The organism is Ruegeria sp. AD2(2025) (assembly GCF_056542385.1).
In genome coordinates this window covers 816,892-829,787 of record NZ_JBQFZS010000001.1, presented here as the reverse complement: position 1 = coordinate 829,787, position 12,896 = coordinate 816,892, and the positions used below count along the sequence as shown (strand labels likewise).

Sequence of the window (12,896 nt, the reverse complement as noted above, 5' to 3'; positions counted from 1 at the left end):
CGGCCCTCTGCCCCGCAGATTAGCGCAGGGCGGCGACGAGCGTAAGACCCGCCGTCGCTACATCCACGTTTAGCGCCAGAGGGTTAACCGAACGTGGCCAGAACCGGGAAAGTTTCCAACAGCCACCAGCTGAATTCGGTGAACAGGCCGGTGATCAGCATGATGCCAACGAACAGCAGCAGCCCGCCCATCACCTTTTCGATCGTCGCCATATGCGGCTTGATCCGGTTCATCACCGCCATCGAGCGGTTCAGGAACATCGCCGCCAGCAGGAAGGGAATGCCCAGCCCCGCCGCGTAAACACCCAGCAACAAGGTGCCCCGCGCAACCGAAGCCTCGGACGCGGCCAGTGACAGGATCGCACCCAGTTGGGGGCCGATACACGGCGTCCAGCCGAAGGCAAAGGCGAGGCCCAGAATATAGGCCCCAAAGACCGAGCCCCCGGAATCGCCGGTTTCGACCCGCGCTTCGCGGTCCAGCAGCGGAATACGGAAGACATTCAGGAAATGCAGGCCGAAGACGATGACCACCGCACCCGAAAGCTTGGCGAAAAGCACCTGATTTTGCAGAACAAACGCCCCGAACGCCGATGCGGTAAAGCCTAGTAGCAGGAACACCGTCGAAAGCCCGAGCACAAAGAACAGTGCCGACAGGGTCGCCTTGCGCCGCGCCCGAGCCTCGTCCTTCATCTCGTTGATCGAAACACCGCTCATATAGGCCAGATAGGGCGGCACAATCGGCAGCACGCAGGGCGATAGAAAGCTGATCAGCCCGCCCAGCATGGCGATGAACATGGCGGGCAGAAGCCCCGCGTCGATGATGTCTATTCCGAACATACGTCAGCACATATGGTATCATATCGCCCGCGTCACGGGGCCATTCGGTCACATCCTCGTGGTTGAATGCTGGACAGTGTTACAAGTTGGAAATATCTCAACCCCATGACTGATGAGACCGAAACCCTCGACGCGCTGGGGCTGCTATGCCCGCTGCCCGTGCTGAAAGCCCGAAAGCGGCTGAAATCCCTGCCCGCCGGAGGGATGCTGCGTGTCCTCGCCGATGACCCGGCGGCCATCATCGACGTGCCCCATTTTTGTTCTGAGGCCGGGCACACTCTGATCTCGCAGGACATGGCGGACGGGTATCAGATCTATCTGATCCAGAAGGCGGGCTAACCCGAACGAAAAAGGCGGACCAGATGGCCCGCCCTTTTAATCACTGTCCCAGCGACCACCAACCCCGCCGTTTCGGTTTGGCCGGAGCAGCAGGCTCAGGCTCCTCCGCCACTGTCTCAAGCACCGGCTCTGGCGCTGCTTCTGCTTCCGGCTCGGCCTCAGGCGCTGCTTCGGTTTCAAGCTTGGCGTCGGGCGTCGCGTCCTCGGCAATTGATTCTTCTGCGGCCTCAGGTTCAGCTGCGTCTTCTGCACCCTCCGCGTCCGGTTCTGCCGCTTCGGGTTCTGGCGTTGCCTCTGCCTCAACCTCAGGCGCAGATTCGGCCTCGGCGACTTCGGCAACCGGCTCCTCGGCGCTCGTGTCAGCAGTCTCGGCAGAAGCCGGCTCAGCCTCAGCGTCTTCCGCAGCAGCCTCCGCCTCAACGTCCTTCTTGCGACGACGGGGCGCGCGACGTTTCTTGGGCTTCTCTGCCTTCTCAGCCTCTTCCGTGGCCTCAACAGGCTCTGCCTCTGCGGGCGCCTCATCGGCTTCGGCATTGGCGGCAGCCTCAGGCGCGTCCTCTGCTGCCGCTTCGGCCTCAGCACCGCCTGCGTTTTTCTTGCGCCGACGCCGACGCCGCTTGCGCTTGGGCTTCGCGTCCTCATCCGTTTGTACTGGGGCCTCTTCCGTGATCTCTTCCTCTTCCGAGGCGTCAACCAGATCCATCAGCGACGCATCGACCGAAACCACCGGCGCGGTTGCCTCGGGCACCACGCGGCTGGCGGTCTTGAACTTCTCCATCGAGAAATCAGGGCTGACCAGATGCACATCCCCTTCGATCCGCACCGACAGACCATAACGCGCTTCGATCTGCGCGATATGTTCCCGCTTTTGGTTCATCAGGAAGTTCGCAATGCTGACCGGGCAGCGCACCAAAACCTCGCGCGAGCGGCGGCGGGTGCCTTCCTCTTCGATCTGGCGCAGGATCGACAACGCCATGTTGTCGTCCGAGCGGATCAGACCGGTGCCGTGGCAGGCCGGGCATGGCTGCGTCGTCGCCTCAATCATACCGGGGCGCAGACGCTGGCGGCTCATCTCAAGCAGGCCAAAGCCCGAAATCCGACCGACCTGAATACGCGCACGATCTGTCTTCAGCTTGTCCTTCAGGCGCTTTTCGACCGCGGTGTTGTTCTTACGCTCATCCATGTCGATGAAGTCGATAACAATCAGACCCGCCAGATCGCGTAGACGCAACTGGCGCGCCACCTCTTCGGCAGCCTCCAGGTTGGTCTTCAGCGCGGTTTCCTCGATCGAGCCTTCCTTGGTCGCCCGGCCCGAGTTCACATCAATTGCCACCAGCGCTTCGGTCACACCGATCACGATGTAGCCGCCGGATTTCAACTGAACGGTCGGGTTGAACATCCCGCCCAAATAGCTTTCCACCTGATACCGCGCGAACAGAGGCAGCGCGTCCTCGTAGCGCTTCACGTTCTTGGCGTGGGACGGCATGATCATTTTCATGAAGTCCTTGGCGATGCGGTACCCGCCCTCACCTTCAACCAGAACCTCATCGATATCGCGATTATAGAGGTCTCGGATCGACCGTTTGATCAGGTCGCCTTCCTCATAGATCTTCGCAGGCGCGATAGATTGCAGCGTCAGTTCGCGAATCTGCTCCCACATGCGTTGCAGATATTCATAGTCGCGCTTGATCTCGGATTTCGTCCGCTTGGCTCCGGCGGTACGCACGATCAGGCCCGCACCCGTCGGCACATCAATCTCCGAGGCGATGTCCTTCAGCTTTTTCCGGTCGGCCGCATTGGTGATCTTGCGGCTTATACCACCACCCCGCGCAGTGTTCGGCATCAGTACACAGTACCGACCTGCCAGCGACAGATAGGTGGTCAGCGCCGCACCCTTGTTGCCGCGCTCCTCCTTGACGACCTGCACCAGCAGGACCTGGCGCACCTTGATGACTTCTTGAATCTTGTACCGACGCGGGCGCGGCTTGCGCGGAGGACGAATATCCTCGCTGTCATCCTCATCCGCCACGGATTCGATCGAGGCATCCTTTGCCGCCGCATCGGCCCCCTTGTCCTTGGCGTTGTCATCGTCGTCAGACTCTTGCGTATCGTCCGCCGCCTCGACGGCCACGTCATCCGACGCCTCTTCCGCCTCGGCGTCCGGCGTTTCATCCGATGCCTCTGCTTCCGGGGCCGCCTCTTCCGAACCGGCATCCTCAGCAGGCGCCTCTGCTACGGGCGCATCACCCTCTTCCGGCTCTTCCACCGGCGTCTCGGCAACGACTTCAATCGGAGAAGTCCCCTCGGGCACCTCCACATCCGCCTCATCGCTGTCATCCAGATCAATGGTCTCCATGCCGGTCGGCTCCGACGAGACCTCCAGCGTCTCAACCGGATCGTCCGATTTCACATCAGCAGCCTTCGACCGCGAGCGCGACCGGCGTTTCTTGGGCTTTGCTTCCTCAGCCTCATCCCGCGCTTTCATGGCCTCGGCATATGCGCGCTCCTCCTCCATCAGCGCCTCTCGGTCAGCGACGGGGATCTGGTAATAATCTGGATGAATCTCGGAAAACGCCAGAAACCCGTGCCGGTTCCCGCCATAATCCACAAAGGCCGCCTGCAGCGACGGCTCGACCCGGGTTACTTTTGCAAGATAGATGTTGCCAGCAAGCTGGCGTTTGTTTTCGGATTCAAAGTCAAATTCCTCAACCTTGTTTCCGTCGACCACCACGACGCGGGTTTCCTCCGCGTGGGTGGCATCGATAAGCATTTTCTTAGCCATGTGTCCTTGGTGCACCGCGCCAAACGCGTTGTCCTGACCCGTCCAGGCGGACAGGCGCTTTTGGGGAGGTGTCTTGTACGGGCGATATCAGACGGCGCGCGGCAGGGTCCGGCGCTGTGGCCCCCTGCCCGTATACTCAATCGTTGCGCGCGCGTCATCGCGGTTCTTCTCCGACAGGCGCGTTTGAACACAGCCTGCCCATTTATTCCTTTCGCCCTCGTAAAAGGACTCAGGCGTTCATCTGCCCCATGCGGAGCACAATCAGTCTGCCGCGCCACATGGGATCCATCCTCATCATCGGCTCAGCAGCGAAACTCAAAAAACGGCGCATTCAGGCACAAAACGCCCAGTCCGTCACGACACAATAAAAGCAGTCCTGTGGAAAAGACAATGGGCAAACTGCACCGGGCGGCTTTCAGACCCCGCAGGATCCCTTCATCTGGCCATAAATATCCCGGGGGAGTCGCCAAAGGCGACGGGGGCAGAGCCCCCAAATCAAAACGCCTAAAGGTAATCCGAACGCTGCAGCCCGTATTTGGCCATCTTCTCATTCAACGTCCGCCGCGGCAGGCATAGCTCATCCATCACCGACGCGATCGAGCCCTTGTGACGCCGCATCGTATTGTCAATCAGCATCCGTTCGAACGCCTCGACATATTCTTTCAACGGCTTGCCCTCGGTGGTCATCACCGGCTGCATTTCCTCGTGATCCGACATCAAGAGCGACGCAATCGTCCCCGACCCGCGCCGGGACTGCAGAACGGCACGTTCAGCGATGTTGATCAACTGCCGCACATTCCCCGGCCATGGGGCCTGCAACAGCTGCGCCGCCTCCTGCGCGCTGACCTGCGGCGCATCACAACCGTATTCCTCGGCAAACTGTTCGCTCAGACGGGTGAACAAGGTCAGGATATCCTCACCCCGCTGGCGCAGCGGAGGCATTGTGATCCGTAACGCCGCCAGCCGGTAGAACAGATCGGGGCGCAGTACGTCCTCGGACGTCTTGCCCGCCTCCTGCAGGTTCGAGATTGCAACGATCCGTGTCTCAGCCGGCGTCCCCTGTTCATTCATCACGCTCAGCAGACGGGCCTGCAACGTATCGCTCAGGGCTTCGACATCTTCCAGCACCAATGTACCGCCCCGGGCCTCTTCAATGGCGGGCAGTTGCGTGTCCTCGGGCAACATCGGGCCGAACAGGCGCTTCGACAGCGCATCCTCTTCCAGCGCCGCGCAAGAGACCAGAACAAACTTCTTCCCTGCCCGGCTGCCAACCGCGTGTAGGGCATGCGCCACCAGAGTCTTGCCTGTGCCTGTCTCACCATCGATCAGAACATGGCCATCCGCCTGTCCCAGATCCAGAATGTCCTCGCGCAGACGCTCCATGACCGGGCTTGCGCCGATCAGCTTGTTCATGATCTGGGTGCCGCCGGACAGTTCACGGCGCAAAGCGCGGTTATCCAGTGTCAAACGCCGTGCGTTGCTCGCCCGCTTGGCCAGTTCCGACATCCGGTCGGGATTGAAAGGCTTTTCAAGGAAATCAAACGCCCCGACCCGCATCGCCTCAACCGCCATCGGCACGTCGCCGTGGCCAGTGATCATGATGACGGGCAGCGTGCTGTCAGCCCCCATCAGCTTTTTCAGAAGCTGAATACCATCCATCCCGGGCATCTTGATGTCGGAAATCACAATCCCCGGATATTCCGGCCCAAGCACCTTCAGCGCATCCTCGGCGCTGGCGAAGGTCTCGGTATCATATCCCGACAGCGCCAACCATTGGCTGATCGACTGGCGCATGTCCTGTTCATCATCCACGATGGCGATTTTCATGGCCTGTGCCATAGTCATTCCCTTTATTCCGCGGCCTCAAGGCCGTCGCTGCCCAATATGGGCAATTGCATCTCAAACACCGCGCCGCCCTGTTGGCCGTTGCGCGCGGTCAGCCGTCCGCCATGGTCGTTCACGATCCCGGACGAGATGGCAAGCCCCAGACCGACCCCGTCTCCGGGACGCTTGGTCGTATAGAACGGCTCGAACAGGTTTTCGATATTCTCGATCCCGTGTCCGTTGTCGCGCACGGTCAGGATCGCGGTCTCACCCGCCGCCAGGATAATCTCTACATCCGGCTCATCGACAGATTTGGTGGCATCCAGTGCGTTGCGCAAGAGATTGACCATAACCTGTTCAATTCGCATCCGATCTCCCATCACTATAACAGGTTCTTCGGGCAAAATCTGAGTAATCTTCACATGACGTTGCCGCAACTGCGGCTCCATCATCGACAGGCTCGACGCCAGCGCTTCGCCAAGATTTACAGGCGAAAACGCATCCGCTCCCTTGCGGGCATAGGATTTCAACTGGCGGGTTATCGCACCCATACGCTCGATCAGCCCGTCGATGCGGCCGAAGCTGGCCAGCGCTTCTTCGGGCCGGTTGCGACGCAGCAGCAGACGCGCGCCCGCCAGATAGGTTTTCATCGCGGCCAGCGGCTGGTTCAGTTCGTGACTGACCGCTGCAGACATCTCACCCAGCGCTGCCAGCTTCGAGCTTTGGGCAAGAGTTTGCTCAGCAACTTCCAGCGTCTTTTCGACCCGTTCCCGCTCAGCAATTTCCCGCTGTAGCCTTGAGTTCAATGCGCGGAGCTCTGCCGACTCGCGCTGGAACAGGGTCATGCGCGACGTGGCCCGGCGGCTGAGTGCATAGAAGGCCAGCGCCAGAAGAATCGCGAATCCCATGATTTCCAGCGCCAAAACCCCGTTCACCCGTTCGCGGATCGACGAATAGGTCGTGAACGACGTCATCTGCCAGCCGCGGAATGGAATGCGCGTTTCCATCCGCATCACCGCCTCGCCCTGCAGATAGGCGTCGGGCGGCAGCGCGTTCCAGTCGGTGGTCGCCCGGATCGCGCGCTGGATCGCACCCTGCGGCGGCTGGCGCAGAACCGCGCCGCCCTCGTCCAGCCCGCGCCAGCGCGGCTCGGTCGACAGGATGATTGTGCCGGTGCTGTCCGTCACCATCACCGCGTCGGATATTCCCGCCCAGGCGCGTTCGAATTTCTGCAGATCGACCTCAACCACGATCACGCCGAGGATTTCGGAATTGGCCTCGATCCGCCGCGAATAGGCAAAGCTGTATCCGCCTGCCTCGCGGGGAATAACCGAGAATATCGTGGCGTTGGACCGCATCGCGTCGATAAAGTACGGAGAGCTGCGATGCCCCTCGCCCAGCCGGTTGCGGTCCGTCGCGGCGACCGTAAGCCCGTCACCGTCCAGCAGCACAAGCGAGGCGGCGCCGATCTCTTCGACAAAGGAAATCAGACGTTGGGTCGACAGCGTATAATCGCTGGATTGCAGCGCCGAAATCAGCGTGGGATCGCGGGCCAGCAATTGCGGCACGATCGAATTTCGGCGCAGCTCGCTCAGCAAGTTGCCCGAATACAGCGCCAGACGCAGTTCAGCCCGGTTGCGGGTGGATTCGGTGAACCGGCTGGTCAGCAGGCTGTTGGTGATCCAGACCGTCGCAACCGCGGCCAGCAGCAGCGCAAACACAGCCAGCCGCAAACGCCAGTCCATGGGTGCGCCACGAAACCGGCTGAGGAACCCGCCGCTGTGTGTCTGATTTTCGGAACTCATGCGCAGACGCTACGCGTCCCGCCCGATGACCTCAAGTCACGCTGGCGCCAGCACCCCGGCCAATGCGCGGAAGAGCGCCGTCCCATCGGTGCCCCCATGGCCTGAATCCGCCGCCCGTTCGGGATGCGGCATCATACCTAACACGCGACGGTTGTGTGATAAAATGCCTGCAACATCATCGCGCGAACCGTTGGGATTGTCGGCATAGGTGAACGCGATCCGGTCCTGATCCTTGAGCGCGGCGAGCGTCTCGTCATCGGCAAAGTAATTGCCGTCGTGATGCGCGATCGGGATGTCGATCACATCGCCGGCATTGTAGCCCTCGGTAAAGGCACTGTCGCTGGTTTCCACCTTCAGGCCCACGGTGCGGCAGATGTATTTCAGCCCCGCATTACGCAACAGCGCGCCCGGCAGGATGCCCGTCTCGGTCAGAACTTGAAAACCGTTGCAGATCCCGACGGCATAGCCGCCGCGCTCGGTATGGGCGGACAGCGCCTTGCAGATCGGCGATTGCGCGGCAATCGCCCCGCAGCGCAGGTAATCGCCATAAGAAAACCCGCCCGGCACGCCGACGATGTCGACACCATCCGGCAACGCGGCATCCTTGTGCCAGACCATATCGACCGAGAACCCGGCCTGTTCAAACGCCACGGCAAGATCACGGTCACAGTTGGACCCGGGGAATACGATGACGGCTGCGCGCATGGCGGACCCTCCTACGAGCTAAAGTCGGTGATAACAGCAACACCCGGAGGCGTTGGATTGTCAAAGGCGGCAAGCTCGGCGCTTGCCTGGTTCAGTGTGATTTTTCGCGTCACAAGCGGGCTCAGATCGACGCCACCGCCCGCAATCAGCGACAGCAGCGACGGATAGCGCCAGCTTGGCATCCCGCGCGTGCCGAATACGGAAAGCTGCCCGGAGTACAGCGCATCCATCGGCAGCGACATGGTGGTGTGATCGCCCGCAGGCATCCCGATCTGGACCATACGGCCCAGCTTGCGCAGCGATTTCATGGCCGAAACCGTCGTGACCTCGATCCCCAGCGCCTCGATCGCCACATGCGCACCGCCGCCGGTCAGGTCGCGGACAGCCCGCGGCGCATCACAGGTGGCCGCGTTGACCACCGCGTCTGCCCCAAGGTTTTTGGCATAGGCCAACTTGTCATCGGCGATATCCACGACAACAACCCGCGCACCAAGCGCCTTGCCCAGCAGCAAGGTCGAGATCCCTACCCCACCGCCACCGAACACCGCCAGCCATTCACCGCCCTGCACCTGCGCCCGCCCGACCAGAGCCTGCCACGCCGTGGTCACACGGCATCCCAAGGCCGCGGCAATTTCCGGGGCCAGAGTATCGGGCAGAGCGGTCAGGTTCGCATCCGCATGGGCAACCGCGATGAATTCGGCAAAGGCGCCGTCGCAGGTAAAGCCCGGCACCACCTGATCGCCGCAGATGGTCTGATGCCCTTGCGCACAATCCGGGCAATGGCCGCAGGCCAGAATAAACGGAGCAATCACCCGGTCGCCGATACGCCAGCGTCTGACGCGGCTGCCAACTGCAACCACTTCGCCGCAATATTCATGGCCGGGTGTCATGGGCAGAACCACGTCGGGGTCCGAACCGGACCATGCATGCCAGTCTGATCGACATACTCCGCAAGCCAGAACCCGGACGACGACGCCGTCCTCGGCCGGTTCCGGATCGGGAATGGTCGCCACTTCAAGCGGCTGACGATAGGTGATCAGACGTGCAGCCCGCATCAAACTCAGACCAGTTCGATCTCGTAGCGTTCGATGACAGTGTTTGCCAGCAGCTTTTCACACATCGCGGTGACGTCGGCCTCGGTCGCGCCGTCGGCCAGTTCCAGATCGATCACCTTGCCCTGGCGCACGCCTTCAACCTGATCGAATCCCATCGCACCCAACGCGTGACGCACCGCCTCGCCCTGCGGATCCAGAACCCCGTTCTTGAGCATCACATGCACACGTGCCTTCATGGTCGAAAACTCCAGTCATGGACCGCCTGCGGCCCGTTTCGTTGCGCGCGGGATACCCCGCTTGCGCGTGTCGGACAACCCTGCCGGTCAGCGGCAGGGTCAGTTGATCAGCGTCGGCTTGGTGACGTTGCTTTTGGGCAGAACGCCAAGCCGGCGGGCGACCTCGGAATAGGCGTCGGTCAGGCTGCCCAGATCGCGGCGGAACACGTCCTTGTCCAGCTTCTGACCGGTCTCGATATCCCACAGGCGGCAGCTGTCGGGGCTGATTTCATCGGCCACGATCAGGCGCTGATAGTCACCGTCGAAAATCCGCCCGATCTCGATCTTGAAATCGACCAGACGGATGCCGACGGCCAGCATCACACCGCTCATGAAATCATTGACGCGCAGCGCGAGGCTCAGGATGTCGTCCATGTCCTGCTGGCTGGCCCAGCCAAAGGCCGCGATGTGTTCCTCGGTCACCAGCGGGTCACCAAGCGCGTCGTCCTTATAGCAGTATTCGACGATCGGGCGCGGCAGTTGTGTGCCCTCGGCAATGCCCAGACGTTTCGACATCGACCCGGCGGCATAGTTGCGCACGATCACTTCCAGCGGCACGATCTCGCAGTTACGGACCAGTTGCTCGCGCATATTCAGGCGGCGGATAAAGTGGTTCGGGATGCCGATCTGAGTCAGGCCGTTCATGAAGAACTCGCTCAGGCGGTTGTTCAGCACGCCCTTGCCGTCGATCACGTCTTTCTTTTCGGCGTTGAACGCGGTGGCGTCATCCTTGAAATACTGCACGATGGTGCCCGGTTCGGGGCCTTCATACAGAATCTTGGCCTTACCTTCGTAAATCTTCTTGCGACGCGCCATGAGCGACCTTTCCAGACTGGCGAAAGGGAATGAGTCCCTTCACGTTGGCGCCCTCATAGTGCAAGCCCCGCCTTCCCGCAAGTTCAGCGACCCCAAGCCGCAGGCGCAACGCAAATACCTTGCACCCGGGGCGTGCTATGGTCATACCATCAGGAAAAGAATGACTATCCAAGGGGCCTGTGACCGATGACCACATTTGACGAACGTGAAGCGGCGTTTGAAAACAAATTTGCCCATGACGAAAAGATGCAGTTCATCGCACGTATGCGGCGCAACCGTTTTATGGCCGTCTGGGCGTCGGCGCTGAAAGGCGAAACCGTGGAACAGGCGCGGCGATACGGCAAGCAACTGATCCATACCGATCTGCAGAATGTCAGCGAGGACGATGTGGTCGAGGCGGTCAAAAGCTATCTTGGCGACCTGGCCGACGAGGCCAAGATCCGGGAAAAAATGACAGAATTGCTGACCGAAGCCAAAGAACAGGTCATGGCAGAGGCCGAAGAATAACGGCCAAACGGTAAGACTCATGATCTTCATGAGTTTTATGAGTTTGATTTGACGTCCCGGTCATGAGACACGGGGCGTCTCATTTTTGATAGGTTTCGGCCTCATATTTTGGAATACCCCAATGACAAATGCGCTCAGCAAGCTTCTGGAAACCGTCGATGTCATCCTTGCGGATGGCGCGACCGGGACCAACCTGTTCAACATGGGCCTGCAATCCGGGGATGCGCCCGAATTGTGGAATGTCGATGCCCCGGACAAGATCCGCGCGCTGTATCAGGGCTCTGTCGAGGCCGGCAGCGATCTGTTTCTGACCAACACATTCGGCGGCACCGCAGCGCGGCTGAAACTGCATGACGCGCAGAACCGCGTGGCCGAGTTGAACCGTATCGGGGCCGAACTGGGTCGTGAGGTCGCAGACAAGGCAGGCCGCCCAGTCGTCGTGGCCGGCTCGGTTGGCCCCACCGGTGAGATCATGGAACCAGTCGGCAGCCTGTCGCATTCCGAAGCCGTCGAGATGTTCCACGAACAGGCCGACGCCTTGAAAGCGGGCGGTGCTGATGTGCTGTGGCTTGAAACCATCAGCGCACCCGAGGAATTCCGCGCCGCTGCCGAAGCCTTTGCGTTGGCCGATATGCCTTGGTGTGGCACCATGAGCTTTGACACCGCGGGCCGCACCATGATGGGCGTGACCTCAGCCGATCTGGCGATGATCGTGGAAACCCTGCCGAACCCGCCCGTTGCCTTCGGGGCCAATTGCGGAACCGGAGCCTCGGATATCCTGCGCACGGTTCTGGGGTTCGCTGCGCAAGGCACCGAACGCCCGCTGATTTCCAAGGGCAACGCCGGTATCCCGAAATATGTCGATGGCCACATCCATTATGACGGCACACCCGAACTGATGGGCCAGTACGCCGCCATGGCCCGCGATGCGGGTGCGACCATCATCGGCGGCTGCTGCGGCACGATGCCAGCGCATCTGCGCGAGATGCGCAAGGCGCTGGACACGCGAGCCCGGGGCAACCGTCCGACACTGGATGAGATCACGCTGGCGCTTGGCCCCTTCTCTTCGGCCTCGGACGGCACCGGAGACGACGCCGTGCCCGAACGGCGCACGCGCCGCCGTCGCCGGGCCTGAGGTGACGGTCAGCGCCCCTCGAACTTTGCGGGGCGCTTTTCCAGAAAGGCCACGACGCCTTCGGCAAAATCATGTGTGCGCCCGCATTCGCCCTGCAAGTGCGCTTCAGCCACCAGTTGTTGCGGCAAAGTCCGATCATACGTCCCCCGGATGGCCTGCTTGATGGCGCGAAACCCGGCTGTCGGGCCATTGGCCAGATAAGCCGCGCGTTTGCGCCAATGCGCGTCGAACTGATCATCTGCAACCGCTTCCCAGATCAGACCCCATTCGTCCGCCTGCCGCGCACTGATCTTGTCGGCAAACAGCGCCGCGCCCATCGCCTTGGCAAATCCCATCTGGCGCGGCATGAACCATGTCCCCCCGGCGTCGGGCAAAAGGCCGATCCGCGCGAAGGCCTGCAGGAAATAGGCGCTTTCGGTTGCGATCACCACATCCGCACAAAGCGCCAGATTTGCCCCCGCCCCGGCCGCCGGTCCGTTGACCGCCGCGATGGTCGGAACCGGGCAGTCATACACCGCCTCGAGCATCGGTTCATATTCGTCCCGCAGCGCACGTTCCAGATCGATGGAGCCCGTGCTCGACGCGTCCCCAAGATCCTGACCCGAGCAGAACGCAGGCCCCGCACCGGTCAGCACAATCGCCCGTGCCTGCCGGGCGGCGTCTTTCATGGCATAGGTAACCTCGGCCCGCATCTGCGTGGTCAACGCGTTCATCTTGTCGGGCCGGTTCAAAGTCAGAACCGCCAGACCATCCGCAATCTCAAGTTGGACCGCTTCGTATTCCATAAAAAACCTCACCAGTGCCGCGTTTCGCAGAA

At 61.3% G+C, this 12,896-nt stretch carries 12 protein-coding genes; 3 read left to right on the top strand and 9 right to left on the bottom strand.

The annotated features are described in order from the left end of the window. Nucleotides 1-83: 83 nt before the first annotated feature. Nucleotides 84-836: a cytochrome c biogenesis CcdA family protein gene (locus ACR1XV_RS04065; RefSeq protein WP_480469888.1), complete on the bottom strand. Its 753-nt coding sequence runs from the start codon at nucleotides 834-836 to the stop codon at nucleotides 84-86. 105 nt (nucleotides 837-941) lie between these two features. Between ACR1XV_RS04065 and ACR1XV_RS04060 the strand changes: the two genes are divergently transcribed. After that, complete coding sequence (locus ACR1XV_RS04060) at nucleotides 942-1,175, top strand: sulfurtransferase TusA family protein (protein ID WP_480529025.1); 234 nt, start codon at nucleotides 942-944, stop codon at nucleotides 1,173-1,175. Nucleotides 1,176-1,215: 40 nt separating this feature from the next. Here the strand turns inward: ACR1XV_RS04060 and ACR1XV_RS04055 are convergent, their stop codons facing one another. From ACR1XV_RS04055 to purC, 7 genes are all read right to left on the bottom strand, one after another. Beyond that, on the bottom strand, nucleotides 1,216-3,957 hold the full coding sequence (locus ACR1XV_RS04055) for an Rne/Rng family ribonuclease (RefSeq protein ID WP_480529024.1): 2,742 nt from the start codon (nucleotides 3,955-3,957) through the stop codon (nucleotides 1,216-1,218). Between the two features lie 504 nt (nucleotides 3,958-4,461). After that, nucleotides 4,462-5,796, bottom strand: coding sequence for a sigma-54-dependent transcriptional regulator (locus tag ACR1XV_RS04050; RefSeq protein WP_480529295.1), 1,335 nt, complete (start codon nucleotides 5,794-5,796; stop codon nucleotides 4,462-4,464). A gap of 11 nt (nucleotides 5,797-5,807) precedes the next feature. Continuing rightward, nucleotides 5,808-7,586, bottom strand: coding sequence for a sensor histidine kinase (locus ACR1XV_RS04045; protein WP_480529023.1), 1,779 nt, complete (start codon nucleotides 7,584-7,586; stop codon nucleotides 5,808-5,810). Between the two features lie 36 nt (nucleotides 7,587-7,622). Continuing rightward, entirely contained in the window at nucleotides 7,623-8,291 is a 669-nt protein-coding gene (gene purQ, locus ACR1XV_RS04040) for a phosphoribosylformylglycinamidine synthase subunit PurQ (protein WP_480529022.1), read from the bottom strand. A gap of 11 nt (nucleotides 8,292-8,302) precedes the next feature. Beyond that, on the bottom strand, nucleotides 8,303-9,346 hold the full coding sequence (locus tag ACR1XV_RS04035; RefSeq protein WP_480529021.1) for a zinc-dependent alcohol dehydrogenase family protein: 1,044 nt from the start codon (nucleotides 9,344-9,346) through the stop codon (nucleotides 8,303-8,305). Between the two features lie 5 nt (nucleotides 9,347-9,351). Further along, complete coding sequence (gene purS, locus ACR1XV_RS04030; protein ID WP_480529020.1) at nucleotides 9,352-9,582, bottom strand: phosphoribosylformylglycinamidine synthase subunit PurS; 231 nt, start codon at nucleotides 9,580-9,582, stop codon at nucleotides 9,352-9,354. Between the two features lie 99 nt (nucleotides 9,583-9,681). After that, on the bottom strand, nucleotides 9,682-10,437 hold the full coding sequence (gene purC, locus ACR1XV_RS04025; RefSeq protein ID WP_480529019.1) for a phosphoribosylaminoimidazolesuccinocarboxamide synthase: 756 nt from the start codon (nucleotides 10,435-10,437) through the stop codon (nucleotides 9,682-9,684). Between the two features lie 186 nt (nucleotides 10,438-10,623). On the opposite strand from purC, the gene ACR1XV_RS04020 reads away from it, so the two are divergent. Both ACR1XV_RS04020 and bmt read left to right on the top strand, forming a co-directional pair. After that, nucleotides 10,624-10,944 carry a DUF1476 domain-containing protein gene (locus tag ACR1XV_RS04020; protein WP_480529018.1) on the top strand — a complete coding sequence of 107 codons (321 nt, stop codon included), beginning with the start codon at nucleotides 10,624-10,626 and terminating at the stop codon, nucleotides 10,942-10,944. A gap of 121 nt (nucleotides 10,945-11,065) precedes the next feature. Continuing rightward, the gene (gene bmt / locus ACR1XV_RS04015) at nucleotides 11,066-12,079 is read left to right on the top strand and encodes a betaine--homocysteine S-methyltransferase (RefSeq protein WP_480529016.1); all 1,014 of its coding nucleotides are present in this window, start codon (nucleotides 11,066-11,068) and stop codon (nucleotides 12,077-12,079) included. Nucleotides 12,080-12,087: 8 nt separating this feature from the next. Here bmt and ACR1XV_RS04010 read toward each other — a convergent pair whose 3' ends face one another. Further along, complete coding sequence (locus tag ACR1XV_RS04010; RefSeq protein ID WP_480529015.1) at nucleotides 12,088-12,864, bottom strand: enoyl-CoA hydratase-related protein; 777 nt, start codon at nucleotides 12,862-12,864, stop codon at nucleotides 12,088-12,090. Between the last annotated feature and the right edge of the window lie 32 nt (nucleotides 12,865-12,896).

Coding starts and splice junctions, on each gene's coding strand:
- ACR1XV_RS04035 (WP_480529021.1), bottom strand. CDS start 9,346: ATGCGGGCTGCACGTCTGATCACCTATCGTCAGCCGCTTGAAGTGGCG.
- ACR1XV_RS04010 (WP_480529015.1), bottom strand. CDS start 12,864: ATGGAATACGAAGCGGTCCAACTTGAGATTGCGGATGGTCTGGCGGTT.
- ACR1XV_RS04050 (WP_480529295.1), bottom strand. CDS start 5,796: ATGGCACAGGCCATGAAAATCGCCATCGTGGATGATGAACAGGACATG.
- purQ (WP_480529022.1), bottom strand. CDS start 8,291: ATGCGCGCAGCCGTCATCGTATTCCCCGGGTCCAACTGTGACCGTGAT.
- ACR1XV_RS04055 (WP_480529024.1), bottom strand. CDS start 3,957: ATGGCTAAGAAAATGCTTATCGATGCCACCCACGCGGAGGAAACCCGC.
- ACR1XV_RS04020 (WP_480529018.1), top strand. CDS start 10,624: ATGACCACATTTGACGAACGTGAAGCGGCGTTTGAAAACAAATTTGCC.
- ACR1XV_RS04045 (WP_480529023.1), bottom strand. CDS start 7,586: ATGAGTTCCGAAAATCAGACACACAGCGGCGGGTTCCTCAGCCGGTTT.
- purC (WP_480529019.1), bottom strand. CDS start 10,437: ATGGCGCGTCGCAAGAAGATTTACGAAGGTAAGGCCAAGATTCTGTAT.
- ACR1XV_RS04060 (WP_480529025.1), top strand. CDS start 942: ATGACTGATGAGACCGAAACCCTCGACGCGCTGGGGCTGCTATGCCCG.
- bmt (WP_480529016.1), top strand. CDS start 11,066: ATGACAAATGCGCTCAGCAAGCTTCTGGAAACCGTCGATGTCATCCTT.
- ACR1XV_RS04065 (WP_480469888.1), bottom strand. CDS start 836: ATGTTCGGAATAGACATCATCGACGCGGGGCTTCTGCCCGCCATGTTC.
- purS (WP_480529020.1), bottom strand. CDS start 9,582: ATGAAGGCACGTGTGCATGTGATGCTCAAGAACGGGGTTCTGGATCCG.